Source organism: Aquamicrobium terrae (assembly GCF_052978165.1).
On sequence record NZ_JBRKLZ010000001.1, the window covers coordinates 2874376 to 2893633 of the forward strand.

Consider the following 19258-nt stretch of genomic DNA (forward strand, 5'->3'; position numbering starts at 1 on the left):
CATTCGGGCAGCCTCGGCAAAGGCATCAATCCCCGAAAAGCGAGGCGAGCCCGTTGTTGATGCTGTCGGTGTTCTGGCGGAAGCGGTCGCTGCCGGTTTCGTGAAGGACCAGCGGCGGGCGCATGACGAGCTTGCCGCGGCCGCCGCGCACCGCCCGGACCACGATACGGATCGCCGCCGCGTCCTCGCGCGGCTGGATGGCCATGAGTTCGGCATTGCCGAAGCGGCCGCGCAGCGCATCGAGCAGGACCGGCAGGGATTCGGGCCGGGCGATGACCGAGACGCCGCCGCGCGGGCGGGTGACGGCGGCGGCACTTCGCAGCCAGCTTTCGAACAGCCCGTCCTCCATCACATGCGCCTGGCGTTTCAATTCGTCCGGTGTCGCCCGGTCCGCCCCCGCGTTGAAGGGCGGGTTCATGATGACGAAGTCGAAGCTGTTGTCGGCGAGCCCAGCCGCCTGCCTTGCCGTTCCGGTCAGCGCCACATCGGCCTGCAATATCTCGGCGCGGCCGGCCAGGGGCGCATTGTCCGGATGGGCGAGGGTGGCTTGCGCGAACGCCGCCATCTCGGGCGCGCGCTCGACCAGCACCGCTTTCGCGCCGGCACAGCGCGACAGCACGGCAAGGCCGGCCGCTCCCGCACCCGCGCCGAAATCGGCCAGCCGCCCGGCGAAGGCGGAAGGCACGCTGGCCCCCAGCATCATGGCGTCCATGCCGGCGCGATGGGCGCCCCTTGCGGGCTGCACCAGGACGAAGCGGCCGCGATGGAAGGCATCGACGGTATGCCGTGTGGCCTCGTCCGGCGCGGCCTGCGCCGTCATTGGTCGCGGATCTCGTTGGCGATGCCGGCATCCACCAGGATCTTGCGCGCGGCATCGGCCTGCTGGGCATCGACGAGGATGCGGCGCGGCAGGATGCCCAGCGAGCCGTCCACGATGCTCATGTTCTGGTCGGCCACCAGATAGGCGATGCCGGCGTCGCGCATCAGCGCTTCGATGAAGGAAATGACGACGGCGTCGTTGGTGCGCACAAGCTCGATCATGGCCGACATTTCGCAGCAAAAGACATGTCTGTAAACGCAGGGCTCATTGCGCCTCCGTCATGTGGGCGAAATGGGCCTTCAGGCGTTCTATGTCCGCGTCCGACCAGCCCTTCACGTCCGTCACCGCGACCCAGGCGTCGATATAGTGCTGCGGCGCATAGACATGGCCGTGGCCCATGGGCGTGGTGGTGGCGGTCATCATGTCGACCAGCAATTGCAGGAAGCTGACGATCGGATACCACCGTATCTGCGGCGACACGTCCGGCCCGCGCGGCGCGTTCATCCATTCCGGCTGGCGATAGACCGACAGCGGATCGAAGAAGGTCACCGCGTCGCTCGCATATTGCAGATAGACGACGCGCAGCGGCCCCCAATGCGCGCCGGGAAGGTTCAGGGCGTTCTCCTGTCCGGTGAAGCGCACATAGGAGCCGTCGCGGAAGCGCGGCAGCCACACCGGGGAGCCGGCGTTGCGCCGTGCGGTGATCGAGCTCCAGAGCTGGCTGGAATAGGGCGGGCCGACCCACAGCGCGCCCTGATAGGGATCGCTAAGAATCTCGAACAGTTCGCTGGAGCGCTGGGAGTTCATCGCCCCGAGGCTCAGCCCGTAGAGATAGAGCTTTGGCCGGTTCTCCCGGGGCAACTGGGTCCAGTAGCCGTAGATTTCGGTGAACATCGCGCGCGAGACCTCGCCGCCATATTCGGGCTCGACCAGCAGCGACAGCCAGCTTGCCAGATAGGAATACTGGATGGCGACGCTGGCGACATCGCCGCCATGCAGATAGTCCAGTGTGTCGATGGCGGGCGGGTCGATCCAGCCGGTTCCGGTCGGCGTGATCAGCACCAGCGCCGAGCGCCCGAAGGCGCCGACGCGCTTCAGTTCCTCCAGCGCGAGGCGGGCGCGCTCCTCCGGCGTTTCGGCCGAGCGCAGGCCGACATAGACGCGCAGCGGCTCCATCGCCTCGCGGCCGAGGAAGGCGGCTATGTCGTCCTTGGAGGGGCCGGTCGCCACGAACTGCCGCCCGCGCCGGCCGATCCCGTCCCAGTCGAGCAGGGAGGCGGCGCTGCCGGTCTTGTTCGGCTCCTGCGGTTGCGGCGTGTCGGGCTCGATCAGCTCGTCGGCGGCCCGGAACGAGCTGTCCGCCACATAGATCCCGTAGCGCAGCAGCACGCCGTTGATGAGGCTGAAGAAGATCACCACCGCCGCCGCCACGCCGATCACCGCCGCGACGCGGCGCGGCAGGAAACCGCGCAGGCGGCGGTCGATGAAGTCGAGGGTGAGGCGGAACAGCCGGCTGATGCCGAGCAGCACGGCGAAGGTGGCAATGGCGATCAGGGCGATGCGCAGCGGGTCGACGCTGTCCACCGGCTCCATCCCCATCAGCTCGCGGATCGAGTTCTGCCATTCCGAAGCCTGCCACAGGAAGATCACCGCGATCGCCGCGCATATGGCGCCGGCCGCGCGCTTGACCCAGCGGGCGGCTGGCGCCTTGAGCACCGGCAGTTCGAGATAGCTCCACAGCCACACCCCCAGCACGCCGACGAGATAGCCGACGCCGAAGGCAAGCCCCGACAGCACGCCTTGCAGCAGCCAGTTGCGCGGAATCAGCGAAGGCGTGAAGGACGCCGCGAAGAAAAGCGTGCCGGTCAGCAGGCCGATCGTCGACAGGGACAGCGCCAGGCGCGAAAAGAGAGTGCCGGTGCGGGAAGTGAGGGAAAGGGACATCGTTTCGCCGTCGCCGTTGGAGCCATGAGCCGTGCCGGTTTCAGCTATAGGCGGTTGGAAGGGGTGTTTTCCAGACCATTCACGCGCCAATCGGGCACAAACCAGCTGTGTCCGCGCCAATTCGCCTCTTGCCGTCCAGCCGCCGTCTCCCTAGAGTCCGCCCGATATGCGGCCGCGTTGGCGGTCTCTCTGACGGGAGTTGTTTGTTGGGTATCGTTGTCAATCTCGAGGACGGCAAGCGCGAAGCCGCCACCATAAAGAAGCTGCTCGAGCTGACGGCTTCGGATATGGGCCGTGTCAACGAACTGATCCTGTCCAAGGCCGGTTCCGACGTGCAGATGATTCCGGAAGTGGCCAACCACCTGATCTCGTCCGGTGGCAAGCGCCTGCGCCCGATGCTGACGCTGGCGGCGGCGCAGATGTTCGACTATGCGGGCGACGGCCATATCAAGCTCGCCACCGCCGTGGAGTTCATGCACACGGCGACCCTTTTGCATGACGACGTGGTCGATGAGAGCGGCATGCGCCGCGGCAAGAAGACGGCGCGCATGATCTGGGGCAACCAGGCGAGCGTGCTGGTCGGCGACTTCCTGCTCGGCCAGGCCTTCCGCATGATGGTCGATGTCGGCTCGCTGGACGCGCTCGACATACTGTCCACCGCCGCCTCGATCATCGCCGAGGGCGAGGTGATGCAGCTTGCTGCGGCGAAGAACCTCGACACCACCGAGGACGAGCACTTCGCCGTCATCAAGGCCAAGACGGCGGCGCTGTTTTCCGCGGCCGCCGAGGTTGGACCGGTGGTGGCCGGCGCCTCGCGCAACGACCGCGCCGCGCTGCGCTCCTACGGCATGAATCTCGGCCTCGCCTTCCAGCTCATCGACGACGCGCTGGACTATGGCGGGTCGAGCAGCGACCTCGGCAAGAATGTCGGCGACGATTTCCGCGAAGGCAAGGTGACCCTGCCGGTGATCCTGGCCTATCGGCGCGGCACCGGCGAGGAGCGCGCCTTCTGGAAGAAGGCGATCGAGGAGAATGACGCCGACGATGCGGCGCTTGAAAGGGCGATCGGCTTGCTGGCCCGCCACAGCGCCATCTCCGACACGATCGGCCGCGCCCGCCATTTCGGCGAAATCGCCCGCGACGCCCTGGCGCCGCTGGCCGCGACGCCGCAGAAATCGGCGCTCATCGACGTCATCGACTTCTGCATCAGCCGCGTGAACTGACCGCCGGTTCCTTCCACGACTTGTGCGAATGGGTGCGGTCGGCCAGCGTCTCGATGACCTGGCAATCGCAGACGCGCCCCTGTGCGCATTCGTCGACCATCTTCTTCAGTTCCTTGCGCAGGGCCTGGAGGCCGGCAATGCGCCTGTCCACCTCGGCAAGGCGGGTCGTGGCGATCTCGTCGGCCCGCGCGCAGGGCTGGTCGGGGTCGTCCTGCAACGACAGGAGCGTGCGGATGGCGTCGATGTCGAAGCCGAGTTCGCGAGCATGGCGGATGAAGGCGAGGCGGGCGACGGCCGCCGACCCGTAGCGGCGCTGCTGGCCTTCGGTGCGCAGCGTTTCCGGCATCAGGCCGATCTGCTCATAGTAGCGGATCGTCGGCACCTTCACATCGGCCCGCCGCGCCAGTTCGCCGATCGAGAAAGCCATGTTGAAGCCTCATAATTCTCTAGTCACTGGAGGAAAATAGGCATTCCATTCCCGCCTGTCATCCCGTCGGCCCGCATGATCATTCCTCTGCCGGCCGGATTGCGCGCGGCTGCCGGCAATCGTACAAATGCGCGCGACGCATCCGTCGGTCCGGCGGGCGCAAAATGACCCTGGATTGCGGCGTGATCCCAAAAAGGCCATGCTTCGCCGTCACAGGATGATATGATTGTCCCGGCACAGCGGCCGGGACGCTCTCGGCTGAAAGGATGACGATGCCGCATCAACGCATTCGCTGGCTCGCGGGTCTTACTGTGGCGACCGGGCTGGCCCTGTGCGGCCCGGTGGTCGTTGCCAAGGAAGCCTCGAAGCCCATTGAGATCACGTCGTTTTCCGGCGCCTATCTGGCCGCGCGCGTGGCCGAGGGCGACAACGATCTCGACAGCGCCATCATCTATTACAAGCAAGCCCTGGCCTTCGCGCCCGACGACGTGCAGTTGCAGCAGAGCCTGATGCTGACGCTGATCGCGCAGGGCCGTTTCGACGAATCGCTGCCCTATGCCGACAAGCTCAAGGAAGTGCCCGACATCGAACGCTTCTCGCGGCTGGCTCTGGCGGTCGATACCTTCCGCAAGAAGGACTATCCCAAGGCCGAATACTGGCTGAAGCTGTCGCTCCAGGCCGATCTCGACAGGCTGATCAGTGGCGTGATGACCGGCTGGGCGCGCCTTGGCGCCGGCCACGGCAATGACGCTGCGGCCTATGTCGGCAAGCTCAAGGGCCCGGAATGGTTCGACCTCTTCAAGTCCTATCACCGCGCCCTCATCGCCGATGCGGCCGGATTGAAGGACAAGGCGGCCGAGGCCTACAAGGCGACCGTCGACAACACCGCCGCCGGCGGCGCGGCGCCGGAAACCTGGCTGCGCAGCGCCGAAGCCTATGCCCGTTTCCTTGCCCGCGAGGGCAGGAAGGATGAGGCGCTCGCGGTGCTTGACCAGTCGGAAGCCTTTGTCACCGGCCGCGCGGAGATCGAGGCGCTGCGCGAGCGCATCGAAAAGGGCGAGGAGATCGCGCCCATGGTTTCGGGGCCGGCCGACGGTGCCGCCGAAATCCTGATCAACCTCGCCACCGCGCTCAACCGGGGCGGCGGCGAGCCCTTCGTGCGACTTTATCTCGAATATGCGCTGGCGCTGAAGCCCAACAGCGACGTGGCGCTGGTGCAGCTTGCCGGCGTGGCCGAGCAGATGAAGGACGGCGAGCGCGCCATCTCCTATTACAAGCGCATCGCCGATGATTCGCCGCTCAAGCAGGTCGCCGAGCTGCAACTCGGCCTCAACCTGGCCGACCTCGGCCGCAACGACGAGGCCATCGCGCATCTGAAGGCGCTGGTCGAGGCGCAGCCCGACGAGATGCGCGGCTATCTGGCGCTCGGCGGCGTTTATGGGGCCAAGCAGAATTTCCGTGCCTCCGCCGAACTTTACGACAAGGCGGTGGAACGGCTGAAGGATCCGCAGCCGGAAGACTGGAACATCTTCTACCAGCGCGGCATCGCCTATGAACGGCTGAAGGAATGGACCAGGGCCGAGCCGAATTTCCGCAAGGCGCTGGAACTCAATCCGGACCAGCCGCAGGTCATGAACTATCTCGGTTATTCCTGGGTCGACAAGAACATGAACCTCGACGAGGCGCTGGAGATGATCCAGAAGGCCGTCGAACTGCGCCCGAGCGACGGCTACATCGTCGATTCGCTCGGCTGGGCCTACTACAAGCTCGGCCGCTTCGAGGATGCCGTGCGCGAGCTGGAGCGGGCCGTGTCGCTGCGCCCCGAGGACCCGGTGCTGAACGACCATCTGGGCGATGCCTATTGGCGCGTCGGCCGCAGGCTGGAAGCCACCTTCCAGTGGAGCTATGCGCGCGATCTGGAACCCGAGCCCGACGTTCTGGCCGAGGTGGAAAAGAAGCTCCAGAAGGGCCTGCCGCCCATCGAGACCAACACCGCGCAGGACACGGCGGCCTCGAAGTCAAAGCCGCCCGCACAGCAGGACGACTGACGGCAAGGGCCGGCTAAAGCGGATGCGGTGCGCGACGATGCGCCCCGCCTTTGCGGTACGCCGGCCGCGCTCTTTTCTTGACGCTCCGGGAGCGGGGCTCTAGAGCGTCGGATGCCCGGATAAATCCGGGCTGCCGCTCTACCGTCTGTTTTGCCGCATTTCTGCGACGCCAAGTGATTCCACTTGGCTGCAAAATGCTCTAGGGAAGGCGGCATCCTCCCATTGCCGTCGAGGCCGTTTCCGTGAACGCCGAACTTCCTGCCCATATGCATCCGAGCCGCTCGTTCCAGGGGCTGATCCTCACGCTGCACAATTACTGGGCCAATTACGGTTGTGCCGTGCTGCAACCCTACGACATGGAAGTGGGCGCGGGTACCTTCCACCCGGCCACGACGCTGCGCGCGCTTGGACCCAGGGCATGGAACGCCGCCTATGTGCAGCCGTCGCGCCGTCCCAAGGACGGCCGCTATGGCGAGAACCCGAACCGGCTCCAGCACTATTACCAGTATCAGGTTATCCTGAAGCCGAGCCCGCCGGACCTGCAGGAGCTTTACCTCGGCTCTCTGGCCGCCATCGGCATCGACCCGCTGCTGCACGATATCCGCTTCGTCGAGGACGACTGGGAAAGCCCGACGCTGGGCGCGTGGGGTCTTGGCTGGGAATGCTGGTGCGACGGCATGGAAGTGTCGCAGTTCACCTATTTCCAGCAGGTCTGCGGCATCGAATGCGCGCCGGTTGCCGGCGAACTGACCTACGGGCTTGAGCGCCTGGCCATGTATGTGCAGGGCGTCGACAATGTCTACGACCTCAATTTCAATGGCCGCGAGGGCGAGGAAAAGGTCACCTATGGCGACGTCTTCCTGCAGGCCGAGCAGGAATATTCCCGCTATAATTTCGAGTTCGCCGACACCGCGATCCTGCACCAGCACTTCATCGACGCGGAAAAGGAATGCATCGCGCTGCTCGCCGCCGGCGCGAAAAGACCCGAGGGCGAGCCTCATCGCCTCGTGCTGCCGGCCTACGACCAGTGCATCAAGGCCAGCCACGTCTTCAACCTGCTCGATGCGCGCGGCGTCATCTCGGTGACCGAGCGCCAGAGCTACATCCTGCGCGTGCGCAACCTCGCCAAGGCCTGCGGCGAGGCTTTCCTCCAGACCGAAGCCGGCGGCTTCCAGAGCGCGCGGGAGGCTGCATAAATGCCCGATCTTCTGCTCGAACTTCGTTCCGAGGAAATTCCTGCACGTATGCAGCGCAAGGCTGCGGAAGACCTCAAGAAAATGGTCACCGACGGGCTGGTCGATGCCGGCCTGACCTATGAGGCGGCGCGCGCCTACTGGACGCCGCGCCGGCTGGCGCTCGACATTCGCGGCCTCACCGCCCGCTCGCGCGATGTGCGCGAGGAGCGCAAGGGCCCGAGCACCAGGGCGCCGGAAGCCGCCATCCAGGGGTTCCTGCGCTCGGCGGGGCTGGCCTCCATCGAGGAGGCGCATGTCCATTCCGACCCGAAGAAGGGCGATTTCTACGTCGCCCATATCGTCAGGCCGGGCAGGGCGGCGGAAGAGATCATCGCCGACCTGCTGCCGGGCATCATCCGCTCGTTCCCGTGGCCGAAGTCGATGCGCTGGGGCGCGGCCTCCGGCCCCAAGGGCAGGAGCTATGGCGGCGTCGAGGGACGGGGCGGCGACGCGCTGCGCTGGGTGCGGCCGCTGCAATCGATCCTGTGCACCTTCGGGCCCGAAACCGGCGAGCCGGTGGTGGTCGACTTCGAGGTCGAGGGCGTGCGGTCGGGCAACGTGACCTACGGCCACCGTTTCCACGCGCCGCAGGCCATCACCGTCCGGCGCTTCGAGGACTATGCGGCGGCGCTGGAGGCGGCGAAGGTCGTCATCGATGCCGACCGTCGCAAGGAAATCATCCTGACCGATGCGAAGAACCTCGCCTTCGCCAACGGCCTCGATCTGGTCGAGGACGAGGGCCTGCTGGAAGAGGTTTCCGGGCTGGTCGAATGGCCGGTGGTGCTGCTGGGTGAGTTCGAGAAGGAGTTTCTCGCCATCCCGCCGGAAGTGATCCGCCTCACCATCCGCGCCAACCAGAAATGCTTCGTCGCCCGCCCGCAGGGCGAGGCGGAAGCGCTGGCCAACCGCTTCGTGCTCGTCTCCAACATCGAGGCCAGGGACGGCGGCAAGGAAATCGCCCTTGGCAACGGCAAGGTGGTGCGCGCGCGCCTTTCGGACGCCGTGCATTTCTGGAAGACCGATCAGGCCGATGTGCCGGATCTCGACCAGCTCAAGGCTTCGGCGAAAAAGCTGGCGCTCGACCTGGCCAAGCCGCTCGACCAGCGCATGGCGCGCCTCGACCACCTGGGCGTGACCTTTCATGCCAGGCTCGGCACGCAGGGCGAACGCGTGGAGCGGATCGTCAGGCTGGCGCGCGAGATCGCGCCGCTGGTCGGCGCCGATCCCGACCTGGCGGCCCGTGCGGCGGTGCTCGCCAAGGCCGATCTCCAGACCGAGGTGGTGGGCGAGTTCCCCGAGCTTCAGGGAGCGATGGGCCGAAAGTATGCGCTGTTGCAGGGCGAGCAGCCTTCCGTCGCCGCCGCGATCGAGGAGCACTACAAGCCGCAGGGCCCGTCCGACCGCGTGCCGGCCGATCCGGTTTCGGTGGCCGTCGCGCTGGCCGACAAGCTCGACACGCTGGTCGGCTTCTGGGCCATCGACGAGAAGCCGACCGGCTCGAAGGACCCCTATGCGCTGCGCCGTGCCGCGCTGGGCGTGGTGCGTCTGGCGCTCTCGGGCGAACGGAAGCTCGAACTGTCAAAGCTGTTCACGCTGGTTTTCGGCTGGCATGACGAGGCGCAAATCGAGAGGGATCTGGAGGATTACGAGGCCGCGCTGGCGGCCGAGGATTCCGGGGACGTCGATGGCGAGGAGGATTTTGACAACGCCGTTGCCGGCCATGAGCGGCGCATTCGGCGGGTGGCTGCCGAGAAGGTCGACCCCATGGTTGCCGATCTCCTTGCCTTCTTCCACGACCGCCTGAAGGTCTACCTCAAGGATCAGGGTGCGCGGCACGACCTGATCGATGCCGTCATCACGCCGCAGGCCGACGACCTGCTTGCCATCGTGCGCCGGGTCGAGGCGCTGGGCACCTTCCTCGACACCGAGGACGGCAAAAACCTGCTGGCCGGCACCAAGCGCGCGGCCAACATTCTGGCGGCCGAGGAGAAGAAGGGCACGGCGATTGCCGATGCGGTCGATCCGGGCCTGTTCCGGGACGAGGCGGAGAAGAAGCTGTTCGCGGCGGTGAATCAGGCCGAGACGGGCGCGCGCCAGGAGATCCGGAATGAAGACTTTTCCGCCGCCATGCGCGTGCTGAGCAGCTTGCGTGAATCGGTCGATTCCTTCTTCGAGCAGGTTCTCGTCAATGACGAGGACGCCGCCGTGCGCGCCAACCGTCTGGCCCTGCTGTCGCGCATCCGTGCGGCGACCGGCGAGGTGGCGGATTTCTCGCGCATCGCCGGCTGATCCGGCAAGAGGATGACAGAGCGTGGCCGAGATACTGCCCGCCGATAAGGCTCTGGAGCCGGCGCTGGCCCTGTTGAGGGCCGGCGAGGTCGTCGCCATTCCGACCGAGACCGTCTACGGCCTTGCCGGCGATGCCACCAATGGCGACGCGGTGGCGCGCATCTATGAGGCCAAGGGCCGGCCGCGCTTCAACCCGCTGATCGCCCATGTCAGCGACATGGAGATGGCCGGCCGCATCGGCCGGTTCGATCCGCAGTCGCAAAAGCTCGCCGAGACCTTCTGGCCCGGACCGCTGACGCTGGTGGTGCCGCTGAAGCCGGATGCCGGCATCCACCCGCTGGTGACGGCGGGGCTCGACACCATCGCCCTGCGCATGCCGCGCGGCTTCGGCGCGAAGCTCATCGCGGCGCTTGGGGCTCCGTTGGCGGCGCCCAGCGCGAATACCTCCGGGCGCATCAGTTCGACCTCCGCCGAGGCCGTGGCTGGCGATCTCGGGTCCCGCATCAGACTGGTGGTCGATGACGGCGCGACCTCGGTCGGGCTGGAATCGACCATCCTCAAGGTCGAGGGCGGCAAGGTTCGGCTGCTGCGGCCGGGCGGCATCACGGCGGCGGAGATCGAGGCGGCGGTCGGGATGAAGCCGGAGCGCGGCGCCAAGGGCATCGAGGCGCCGGGCATGATGCTTTCCCACTATGCGCCGGCGGCAGGCATGCGGCTCGCCGTCGAGGAGGTGTGCGCCGGCGAGGCGCTGCTGGCCTTCGGGCCGCAACGGGTCATGGGCGCCGACAGGGCCGCGGCCACGCTCAACCTCTCGCCCTCGGGCAATCTGCGCGAGGCGGCGACCAATCTTTTTTCCTTCATGCGGGAACTGGATCGCGGCGGTGCTGCTACGATTGCGGTCGAGCCGATTCCCGTGGAAGGGCTCGGCGAAGCGATCAACGACCGGCTGGCGCGGGCGGCGGCCCCGCGCGGCACTGAAAGCGGAGAATAGGACGCCATGGCTGACGCGGCACTTTCCCTCGACCCCGGTCTGGTGCAGCGTTTCGTGGAGATCGTCGGTGACAGGCACGCGCTGCGCGCCGCCGAAGACATCGCGCCCTATCTGGCCGAACCGCGCGGCCTGTGGCATGGGCGCAGCCCGCTGGTGTTGCGGCCGGGCAGCGTCGAGGAAGTAAGCCGCATCATGCGGCTGGCGACGGAAACGCGCACGCCCGTGGTGCCGCAGGGCGGCAATACCGGGCTTGTCGGCGCGCAGGTGCCGGATGAAGGCGGCGGGCAGGTGGTGCTGTCGCTGTCGCGGCTCAACCGCATCCGTGAGATCGATCTTCTGTCGAATACGGTGACGGTCGAGGCCGGCGTCATCCTGCAGACCCTGCAGGAGGCGGCGGCGAACGCGGACCGGCTGTTCCCCCTGTCGCTTGCGGCGCAGGGCTCGTGCCAGATCGGCGGCAATCTTTCCTCCAATGCCGGCGGCACCAATGTGCTGGCCTATGGCAATGCGCGCGATTTGTGCCTCGGCGTGGAGGTCGTGCTGCCCACCGGCGAGGTGTTCGACGATCTGCGCAAGCTGAAGAAGGACAACACCGGCTACGACCTGAAGAACCTGTTCATCGGCGCGGAAGGCACGCTGGGCATCATCACCGCCGCCGTGCTGAAACTGTTCCCGAAGCCGAAGGGGCGCGAGGTGGCGTTCGTCGGCTTGCCTTCGGCCGAGGCCGCGCGTTCCCTGTTCGGCTTGGCGAGCGACCGGGCCGGCGGCGCGCTCACCGCCTTCGAGCTGATCGGCCGGCGGCCATACGACTACACGCTGCTGCACGCGGCGGGCGCGGTGCGGCCGCTGACCAGCGACTGGCCCTGGTATGTGCTGATGGAAATTTCCTCCGGCCGCTCGGCCGAGGATGCGCGTGGCCTGATCGAGGACATTCTGGGCGCGGCGCTGGAGGCCGAACTGGCCGGCGATGCGGTGATCGCCGCAAGCCTCGGGCAGGCCGAAGCGCTCTGGAATTTCCGCGAGGTGCTGCCGGAGGCGCAGAAGGCCGAAGGCGCCTCGATCAAGCACGACATTTCGGTGCCGATAGCCTCGATCCCGACCTTCATCGAACAGGCGGATGCGGCGGTGGAGCTTGTGTCGCCGGGCGCGCGCCCGGTGTGTTTCGGCCATATGGGCGACGGCAATCTGCACTACAACATCTCCCGTCCCGCAGATGGCGACGACGCGGCTTTCCTTGCCCAGTACCGCACCGTCAACGATGCCGTGCACAAGGTGGTGCGCGGTCTCCACGGTTCGATTTCGGCCGAGCATGGCATCGGCCAGCTGAAGCGCGACGAGCTGATCGCGACCGCGCCGCCCGTGGCCATCGACCTGATGCGCCGCGTGAAGGCGGCTTTCGATCCGGCCGGCATCATGAATCCGGGTAAGGTTATCTGATCCTATACGCGGACGGGTGTCGGTGGGATTTCCCTAACCATCTGGCAGATCAGCAAAATTTAACCGAATTTCTTAAGCGGGCCGGTAAGGCCCCCGCGTTACCTTGCCTTCATAACGAGGCCGAAAACGGCCCGGGGGAGACCGGAACACCGGCTCTCAGGAGAAACAGGAAGGCACTGATGCAATCTGGACTGAAGCCAGTCTGGGCGGGGCGCAACATGCGCCTCGACCCCTTTCGTTTGCCGCAGATGGTGAGCTATGCGAGCCGCGAGGCCCATGGCGACGTCACCCTGACCATCGACCATCGTGGCGCGGTGCTGCGCCGCACGCTGGAGATGAGCGGCCTGCCGGCGGTCATCGCGCTTCCGGCCAGCGTGTTCCGCGGCGTTGCCGCCCGCGCGCTGGAGGACGAGGATGGCCACGTCACCGTCACGCTCGAATTGCTGCATGACGATCCGCTGCTTTCGGTGCCGCTGCTGGTCGCCCACGATCTGGACGATGTGGCGGCGGACTGGAGGGCCTGGGCCGAGGCCTATCGGTTGCCGATGCTGCTGATCGAGGCCGATGGCGTGGCGCGCACGCTGGAGGAATCGCTTGGCGCCGCGATCAAGACCATGCCGGTGCAGGAGCGTCGTCAGGGCCGCGCGCCCGCCCGCCGCCGCCCGCGCTTCCTCGCCTGCCGCCGCATGGGCGATCTGGGGCTGAGGCTGGTGATCGACGGCGAGGAGATCATCGCGCGGGAATAGGGCATCGGCCGAACCAGCGATGCGAACCGACGTTGGAACGAAAAGAACCCGGCAGGTGACTGCCGGGTTCTTCCGTTCAGGCGCTAAGAGCGATCTTAGAACGAACGCTGGAAGCGGATGTATCCACCCCAGTCGTCGTCGCCGTCGTTGTCGATATAGGCAACTTCCGGACGGATCACGAAGCCCGGGACGATGTCGTAGCGTGCGCCGACGACCGCGCCGAAGGTCTCGGAGTCGTCGTAGGAGAGCTGCACGTCCAGCGCGACCTTCTCGTTGAAGCGGTACTGGCCACCGCCCCAGACGGCCCAGTCGCCACCCCAGGGCGCGTAGTAGCTGTCTTCGCCCTTCTTCCAGTCGGCGCTGGTGTAGCCGCCCATCACCCACAGGGTCAGAGCGTCGTTGACGTTGACGTCGACGCGGACCTTGCCGGAGACTTCTTCCCAGACCGAGTCATAGGCGACAACGCCCGAGATCTTGCCCCAGCCCTGCGTGAACGAGGCACCGGCCACGACATGCGGAACGTAGGAGTCGAGAGCTCCGTCGGCCGGAAGAGACCCGCCGCCGACTACACCCAGAACGGTGTTCGGGTTGACGAAGGTCGACCCCTCTTCCACGCCGAGGGTGGCGGAGAAGCCGTTGCCGGCATCGAAGGTGTAGGCGATCAGATGCGTGTTGCCCGGCGAATAGGCCACGATGTCATCGTTGACGACGGTGCCGGCCGAGTCGGTGAGCGTCTCGAACAGCGAGTAGGTGTAGGCGATGGTCAGGCCGCCGAGCTGGATGATCGCGTGATCGATGTTCCAGTTGTTGGTGGTGTAGGTGTAGCCTTCATCATCATTGATGGCGAAGCGTGCCGTCGAGTGATTGAAGTTGATGGCCATGTAGGCGCGCAACGTGCCGTACTCGGTCTCCGAACGGGCATCCAGGTTGATCTGGGCGCGCATCAGCTTCGAATAGGTGTCGTGCGTTCCATAGTCGGGACGAAGGCCGGCATCCCATTCGGCGAATTCCTCCTTGTCCACTACGTCTTGTTGGCCGAACGCGCCAACGCCGATGTCGTAGCGCAGGTAGCCGCCGACCTTGAGGCAGGTCTCGGTGCCGGGGATGTAGTAGAAGCCCGCGCCGTAGACGTCGCAGATGCGGACGTATTCAGCGGGTTCCGGCTCGGCGACGACGATCGCGTCGGCGGCGCGCGCGCCGGATACTGCGACCAGGGCCGCAGCGGAGCCGAGGAGAAGGCTCTTGATGTTCATTTATGCTCTCCAGTTCAAAACTGAATGGTTTCCTAGATGCCCGAAGGCCGTGGGTGAAAAGATCGTGCGAGTCGCCCCTCTTTCCGTCCCGATTGATTTCCCAGCGGGCCGGTGGAGGCAAGGAAAATCACATCTTCAGGTTGTGTAAATTTATGAGATACAACCCTGATGTTGCAATAAGGGCACATTCACGCCCCCTGCCGGGCAGGGATGGAGAATGGATCCGCCCGTCAAATTTCAATCGTAAATAGATTATTGACAATAATACAACTTATGAGAGAGTACGGTTCTCGATCTCCAGTCGAGAGAGGCCTCGTCCATGGGGAGGGGCGCGCCGTACCTTTGCGAGGCCTCTGTTTTTTCCACTTTGCGCTCTTTGTGGCCGGCAGCAGGCGCAGGCTACCCGCGATCTGCGGGAAAAGAGCCATGCCCGCGCCGCACACCTAAAGGTTGCAAGATGCCTTGGGTGTTCCGCTTGATGCGAAGGCTGACCGGGCCGGCCTGATCCGGAGATCGAACCAAGCTCAGGCCGGATCTGCTTCGAGAGAAAGCTTGGAAGCCGGTGCTCAAAGCATCGGCTTGAGGGCATTCCAGCAGGCGCCGCCGAGGAGGCCGAGGAAGATCAGCCAGCCGACCTGGTTGTTCGACTGGAAAAGCTTCAGGCACTGGTCGCCGTCATCGATGTCGAGAACCATGATCTGGCGGCCCATGTGAACGGCCGCCGCGATCAGCCCGGCCATGGCGGGCATCGGCACCTGGGCGTTGGCGAAGGCCGCGGCGAAGCACATCAGGGCGCCGGCGTAGAGCGCCACCAGCCACGATCTGGTGTTTTCGCCGAACAGGCGGGCGGTGGAACGCACGCCGACGATGGCGTCGTCCTCCTTGTCCTGGTGCGCGTAGATGGTGTCGTAGCCGATCACCCACATGATAGAGCCGACATAAAGCAGCACGGCGGGACCGTCGACGTCGCCGAATTCCGCCGCCCAGCCCATCAGCGCCCCCCAGGAGAAGGCGAGGCCGAGCACGAATTGCGGCCAGTTGGTGATGCGCTTCATGAACGGATAGGCCGCCACGATGGCCAGCGAGGAAATGCCGAGGCCGATGGCGAAGCTGTTGAACTGCACCAGCACGGCAAGCCCCACCAGCGCCTGCAGGATGAGGAACAGCCAGGCCTTGCGGCGGCTGACCTGACCGGAAGGCAGGGGGCGGGAACGGGTGCGCTCGACCTGATTGTCGATGTTTTCGTCGACGATGTCGTTATAGGTGCAGCCGGCCCCGCGCATGGCGACGGCGCCGATCAGGAACAGGATAAGCGTCGAGGGCAGGGGCAGCAGCGAAGCCAGCGAATCCTCGGGGCGCGCGTAGGCGGAAGCCGCCATCGCCGCCGCCCACCAGCATGGCCACAGAAGCAACTGCCAGCCGATCGGCCGATCCCAGCGGGCAAGCTGGGCATAGGGCCACAAGCCGCGCGGAAGGATGCGGTAGACCCAGTGGCCGCTCGGCGCGTCGGCGACGCGCCCCTGCGACGATCTCGACTGAATGGTTTCCATGCCAATCCAAGTGGCAGGCGGACGGCCAGGCGTCAAGAACCCTTGTCTCGTCTTGGGTGTACGCATATATGTACGCATAACGAATGGAGGCAACCATGGGCCATGTGACCGCCACGGAATTGCGAGCGAACCTTGCCGGCTATCTCGACAAGCTTGAGCAGGACCGGACGGAACTGATCGTCACCCGCCAGAATCACGAGCCCGTGGTGATGATGCCTCTGGCGGAACTGGAGGGTCTGCGGGAGACGCTCCACCTGTTGAGCACGCCGGCGAATGCCGAGCGGTTGCGCGAATCCATTGCGCAGGCGGATGCGGGTGAACTCGAAGAGCATGAATTGTTCGAACCATGAAGGTGCTCTGGACGCCTTCGGGCTGGGATGATTACCTTTACTGGCAGTCGGTTGATGTGGGCATCGTCGTTCGTATCAACGAACTTATAAAGGACGCGCGGCGTGCGCCGTTCGCAGGAATAGGCAAGCCCGAACCGTTGCGCGGTGAAGCTGCTGGATGGTGGTCCCGCCGCATCACGCGCGAGCATCGGCTTGTCTATCGCGTGACCGGCAAGGGCGATGCGCAGGCGCTGGAGATCGCCGCCTGCCGCTTTCACTACGGTAAATAGCCTTTCAAAACGAGGGATGCCGAGCCAGCGCCTTGACGTGGCGCGCTTGCGCCAATAGCGGAGCGTCATCGGTTTCGACGCGCGAGGTCTGCCCATGAACGTTCTTCTTATCGGCTCCGGCGGGCGCGAGCATGCACTGGCCTGGAGGCTGGCGGCTTCGCCTTTGCTGACGAAGCTCTATGCGGCGCCTGGTAATCCCGGCATCGCCAGGGAAGCCGAGCTGGTGGGGCTCGATGTGGACGATCATGACGCGGTGCGCCGCTTCTGCCTCGACCATGGCATCGACCTGGTCGTCGTCGGCCCGGAGGCGCCGCTGGTCGCCGGCCTTGCCGACGATCTGCGCCAGGTCGGCATCCGCGTGTTCGGCCCGTCGAAAGCGGCGGCACAACTGGAAGGCTCCAAGGGCTTCACCAAGGATTTGTGCGCGCGCTTCGGCATCCCGACCGGCGCCTACCGCCGCTTCTCGGCGCTGGAGCCGGCCAAAGCCTATGTGCGGGAGCAGGGCGCGCCGATCGTCATCAAGGCCGACGGTCTTGCTGCGGGCAAGGGCGTCACCGTGGCGATGACCTTGGAAGATGCGCTCGAAGCGCTGGACGCCTGCTTCGACGGCTCCTTCGGCAGCGCCGGGGCCGAGGTCGTGGTGGAGGAATTCCTGACCGGCGAGGAGGCGAGCTTCTTCTGTCTCTGCGATGGCATCACCGCACTGCCCTTCGGCACGGCGCAGGACCACAAGCGCGTCGGCGATGGCGACACCGGCCCCAACACCGGCGGCATGGGGGCTTATTCGCCCGCGCCCGTGATGACGCCTGAGATCGTCGAGCGCACCATGCGCGAGATCGTTGAGCCGACCATGCGCGGCATGGCCGAGTTGGGGCATCCCTTCCAGGGCGTGCTGTTCGTCGGCCTGATGATCGGCGAGGAGGGGCCGAAGCTCATCGAATATAATGTGCGCTTCGGCGATCCCGAATGCCAGGTGCTGATGATGCGCCTGAAGGAGGACCTGCTTGTCCTGCTCAACGCCGCCGTCGATGGCCAGTTGGCCCACACCTCGGCGCGCTGGCGCGAGGAGACGGCGCTCACCGTCGTTATGGCCGCCCGGGGCTATCCGGCCTCGCCGGAAAAGGGCAGCGTCATCCGTGGCGTCGATGCGGCGGGCAGGGACGATGTGGAAATCTTCCATGCCGGAACGGCCCTCCGCGATGGCGCGCTTGTGGCCAATGGCGGGCGGGTTCTGAACGTCACCGCCATGGGCGCCAGCGCCGGCATGGCGCAGACCCTTGCCTATGAGGCGGTCGCCCGCATCGACTGGCCGGAAGGGTTCTATCGCCGCGACATCGGCTGGCGCGCGGTGGAGCGTGAAAAAGCCTAGCGCAATTCCGGTTCAGGTGGAATCGCCCCTCATCCCCTGCCGGGACCTTCTCCCCGCAGGCGGGGAGAAGGATGCCGTCCGCAACGCTGGTGACTCCCCTCTCCCTGCTTGCGGGGAGAGGGTAAGGGTGAGGGGCCGTTTCGGGCAAAACCTGAACGATCTATCGCTTCGGTTCTAGCGAGCCGGTGCTGATCGGGTCGACACCGGCGGGCGGCGCGGCGGCCGCGACCTGTTGCGTGAGGGCTTCCAGCCGCGCGATGGTGTATTCGGCCATGCCGTGCCGGTAGCGGCCCATGGGCAAACCGTTCATGGCCAGCGACCAGCCTTGGCGCATTTTCTGCCAGCCTTCGCCCACGGCCGCTGCAAGTTGGCCAAAGCTCGGCAGCGGGAGGACCTCGGCATAGGCGATCCTGACCTCGCCCTTCAGCCCTTCGGCCCGCGCCACCGGAACCGGCACGCTGACCAGCATTTCGGCGGGAACGTCGATCAAGCCGCCGAACGGCCAGGCCTTGCGCAGCTCCTCGGCCGTCATGGCCGCGACATTGACGTCGATGTCGTAGGGGGTGCCGGGCACGCGATAGGGGCAGCGCCGCGCGTTGCAATTGGCCTGCGTGGCGAATTGCCAGAGTGCGTAGCCGCGCCAGTTGCCCTTCGGGAAATGCATGTCGATATCGGGCTTGTAGCGCGCATACCAGAGCGGCAGCCGCGACAGCAGCGGATAGCGGATACGGTTGTCGGCAATGTGCTTGGCGGTCGTGCCGTTGGTGTAGAGGATGGGAAAGCGCCCGACGCGCCGGTGCACATGGCGCACGAATTCCTCGGCATCCTCGAGCGACATCCATTTTTCCGGGTCGTTGTCCTCGATGTCGAGCGCCAGCAGGTCGTCCGGTCCGGGGTTGGCGAAATCGATGAAATTGTTGGCCTGCTCGATCGGGTTGCCGGGGCGGGCCAGATGATAGGCGCCCCATTCGAGCCCGAGCGCGCGCGCGATGGTGCGGCGGGTGTGGAACAGTTCCTTTGCCACCGCATGGCGGCGGAACAGCGCCCGGCACAGCCGCACCTCCGTCTCGTCGCCCTTGCAGGCATAGGGCGGCGGCAGCCCGTCGGAGGCCTTGTTGATGAAGCCGGTGATGCGCTTGTCGGTGGCCAGCGCCATCCAGTCGATGGAGTTGTACTCATAGGCGTCGATGACCAGCGCCCGGTCCTCGCGCTTCCACGGTTCCGTGAAGTCGGATGCCTGCGCCGAGGGCGTCGCGGTGGCGATCGCCGCTGCCGCCAGTACCATCCGCCAGAAGCTCAGCCGTCGC

At 65.9% G+C, this 19258-nt stretch carries 17 protein-coding genes; 10 read left to right on the plus strand and 7 right to left on the minus strand.

The window, feature by feature from the left end; translation table 11 throughout:
- Positions 1-25: 25 nt before the first annotated feature.
- The 3 genes from ACVCNR_RS14075 to ACVCNR_RS14085 are packed head-to-tail and all read right to left on the minus strand — an operon-like array spanning position 26 to position 2764.
- Positions 26-820, minus strand: coding sequence for a tRNA1(Val) (adenine(37)-N6)-methyltransferase (locus ACVCNR_RS14075; RefSeq protein ID WP_447075205.1), 795 nt, complete (start codon positions 818-820; stop codon positions 26-28).
- Positions 817-1041 (minus strand): putative signal transducing protein, encoded by a 225-nt coding sequence (locus ACVCNR_RS14080; RefSeq protein ID WP_447075206.1) that lies wholly within the window; start codon positions 1039-1041, stop codon positions 817-819. Before ACVCNR_RS14080 ends, ACVCNR_RS14075 begins: the two co-directional genes overlap by 4 nt.
- Before the next feature lie 43 nt (positions 1042-1084).
- Positions 1085-2764: an alpha/beta hydrolase gene (locus ACVCNR_RS14085; RefSeq protein ID WP_447075207.1), complete on the minus strand. Its 1680-nt coding sequence runs from the start codon at positions 2762-2764 to the stop codon at positions 1085-1087.
- 206 nt (positions 2765-2970) lie between these two features.
- Between ACVCNR_RS14085 and ACVCNR_RS14090 the strand changes: the two genes are divergently transcribed.
- A complete protein-coding gene (locus ACVCNR_RS14090; protein WP_447075208.1) occupies positions 2971-3987 on the plus strand; it encodes a polyprenyl synthetase family protein in 1017 nt (338 codons plus the stop codon).
- On the opposite strand, the gene ACVCNR_RS14095 is transcribed toward ACVCNR_RS14090, so the two are convergent.
- Positions 3971-4414, minus strand: coding sequence for a MerR family transcriptional regulator (locus ACVCNR_RS14095; protein WP_447075209.1), 444 nt, complete (start codon positions 4412-4414; stop codon positions 3971-3973). The genes ACVCNR_RS14090 and ACVCNR_RS14095 overlap by 17 nt on opposite strands.
- Before the next feature lie 272 nt (positions 4415-4686).
- Between ACVCNR_RS14095 and ACVCNR_RS14100 the strand changes: the two genes are divergently transcribed.
- From ACVCNR_RS14100 to ACVCNR_RS14125, 6 genes are all read left to right on the plus strand, one after another.
- Positions 4687-6462, plus strand: a complete 1776-nt coding sequence (locus ACVCNR_RS14100; protein ID WP_354196609.1) for a tetratricopeptide repeat protein — start codon at positions 4687-4689, stop codon at positions 6460-6462.
- A gap of 242 nt (positions 6463-6704) precedes the next feature.
- Complete coding sequence (locus tag ACVCNR_RS14105) at positions 6705-7658, plus strand: glycine--tRNA ligase subunit alpha (RefSeq protein WP_354196611.1); 954 nt, start codon at positions 6705-6707, stop codon at positions 7656-7658.
- A complete protein-coding gene (glyS, locus tag ACVCNR_RS14110) occupies positions 7659-9986 on the plus strand; it encodes a glycine--tRNA ligase subunit beta (RefSeq protein WP_447075210.1) in 2328 nt (775 codons plus the stop codon).
- Between the two features lie 22 nt (positions 9987-10008).
- Complete coding sequence (locus tag ACVCNR_RS14115) at positions 10009-10977, plus strand: L-threonylcarbamoyladenylate synthase (RefSeq protein ID WP_447075211.1); 969 nt, start codon at positions 10009-10011, stop codon at positions 10975-10977.
- Positions 10978-10983: 6 nt separating this feature from the next.
- Positions 10984-12414, plus strand: coding sequence for an FAD-binding oxidoreductase (locus tag ACVCNR_RS14120; RefSeq protein ID WP_447075212.1), 1431 nt, complete (start codon positions 10984-10986; stop codon positions 12412-12414).
- A gap of 179 nt (positions 12415-12593) precedes the next feature.
- Positions 12594-13160: a DUF6101 family protein gene (locus tag ACVCNR_RS14125; RefSeq protein ID WP_447075213.1), complete on the plus strand. Its 567-nt coding sequence runs from the start codon at positions 12594-12596 to the stop codon at positions 13158-13160.
- Positions 13161-13255: 95 nt separating this feature from the next.
- Here the strand turns inward: ACVCNR_RS14125 and ACVCNR_RS14130 are convergent, their stop codons facing one another.
- Together ACVCNR_RS14130 and ubiA are read right to left on the minus strand one after the other, a co-directional pair.
- Positions 13256-14413 (minus strand): porin, encoded by a 1158-nt coding sequence (locus ACVCNR_RS14130; protein WP_447075214.1) that lies wholly within the window; start codon positions 14411-14413, stop codon positions 13256-13258.
- Positions 14414-14979: 566 nt separating this feature from the next.
- Positions 14980-15963: a 4-hydroxybenzoate octaprenyltransferase gene (ubiA, locus tag ACVCNR_RS14135; protein ID WP_354196623.1), complete on the minus strand. Its 984-nt coding sequence runs from the start codon at positions 15961-15963 to the stop codon at positions 14980-14982.
- A 95-nt stretch (positions 15964-16058) separates the two neighbouring features.
- Here ubiA and ACVCNR_RS14140 point away from each other — a divergent pair, with 95 nt between their 5' ends.
- From ACVCNR_RS14140 to purD, 3 genes are all read left to right on the plus strand, one after another.
- Entirely contained in the window at positions 16059-16313 is a 255-nt protein-coding gene (locus ACVCNR_RS14140) for a type II toxin-antitoxin system Phd/YefM family antitoxin (RefSeq protein WP_354196625.1), read from the plus strand.
- Positions 16310-16582, plus strand: coding sequence for a Txe/YoeB family addiction module toxin (locus ACVCNR_RS14145; protein ID WP_354196627.1), 273 nt, complete (start codon positions 16310-16312; stop codon positions 16580-16582). The genes ACVCNR_RS14140 and ACVCNR_RS14145 overlap by 4 nt, the downstream gene beginning before the upstream one ends.
- A gap of 94 nt (positions 16583-16676) precedes the next feature.
- A complete protein-coding gene (purD, locus tag ACVCNR_RS14150; protein ID WP_354196629.1) occupies positions 16677-17951 on the plus strand; it encodes a phosphoribosylamine--glycine ligase in 1275 nt (424 codons plus the stop codon).
- 160 nt (positions 17952-18111) lie between these two features.
- Here purD and ACVCNR_RS14155 read toward each other — a convergent pair whose 3' ends face one another.
- Positions 18112-19236 (minus strand): glycoside hydrolase family 25 protein, encoded by a 1125-nt coding sequence (locus ACVCNR_RS14155; RefSeq protein WP_354196777.1) that lies wholly within the window; start codon positions 19234-19236, stop codon positions 18112-18114.
- Between the last annotated feature and the right edge of the window lie 22 nt (positions 19237-19258).

What these genes read in the sequence shown, in the direction of transcription:
- ACVCNR_RS14075 (WP_447075205.1), bottom strand. Translation starts at nt 820, where the DNA reads ATGACGGCGCAGGCCGCGCCGGACGAGGCCACACGGCATACCGTCGAT.
- ACVCNR_RS14080 (WP_447075206.1), bottom strand. Translation starts at nt 1,041, where the DNA reads ATGATCGAGCTTGTGCGCACCAACGACGCCGTCGTCATTTCCTTCATC.
- ACVCNR_RS14085 (WP_447075207.1), bottom strand. Translation starts at nt 2,764, where the DNA reads ATGTCCCTTTCCCTCACTTCCCGCACCGGCACTCTCTTTTCGCGCCTG.
- ACVCNR_RS14095 (WP_447075209.1), bottom strand. Translation starts at nt 4,414, where the DNA reads ATGGCTTTCTCGATCGGCGAACTGGCGCGGCGGGCCGATGTGAAGGTG.
- ACVCNR_RS14100 (WP_354196609.1), top strand. Translation starts at nt 4,687, where the DNA reads ATGCCGCATCAACGCATTCGCTGGCTCGCGGGTCTTACTGTGGCGACC.
- glyS (WP_447075210.1), top strand. Translation starts at nt 7,659, where the DNA reads ATGCCCGATCTTCTGCTCGAACTTCGTTCCGAGGAAATTCCTGCACGT.
- ACVCNR_RS14120 (WP_447075212.1), top strand. Translation starts at nt 10,984, where the DNA reads ATGGCTGACGCGGCACTTTCCCTCGACCCCGGTCTGGTGCAGCGTTTC.
- ACVCNR_RS14125 (WP_447075213.1), top strand. Translation starts at nt 12,594, where the DNA reads ATGCAATCTGGACTGAAGCCAGTCTGGGCGGGGCGCAACATGCGCCTC.
- ACVCNR_RS14130 (WP_447075214.1), bottom strand. Translation starts at nt 14,413, where the DNA reads ATGAACATCAAGAGCCTTCTCCTCGGCTCCGCTGCGGCCCTGGTCGCA.
- ubiA (WP_354196623.1), bottom strand. Translation starts at nt 15,963, where the DNA reads ATGGAAACCATTCAGTCGAGATCGTCGCAGGGGCGCGTCGCCGACGCG.
- ACVCNR_RS14140 (WP_354196625.1), top strand. Translation starts at nt 16,059, where the DNA reads ATGGGCCATGTGACCGCCACGGAATTGCGAGCGAACCTTGCCGGCTAT.
- ACVCNR_RS14145 (WP_354196627.1), top strand. Translation starts at nt 16,310, where the DNA reads ATGAAGGTGCTCTGGACGCCTTCGGGCTGGGATGATTACCTTTACTGG.
- purD (WP_354196629.1), top strand. Translation starts at nt 16,677, where the DNA reads ATGAACGTTCTTCTTATCGGCTCCGGCGGGCGCGAGCATGCACTGGCC.
- ACVCNR_RS14155 (WP_354196777.1), bottom strand. Translation starts at nt 19,236, where the DNA reads ATGGTACTGGCGGCAGCGGCGATCGCCACCGCGACGCCCTCGGCGCAG.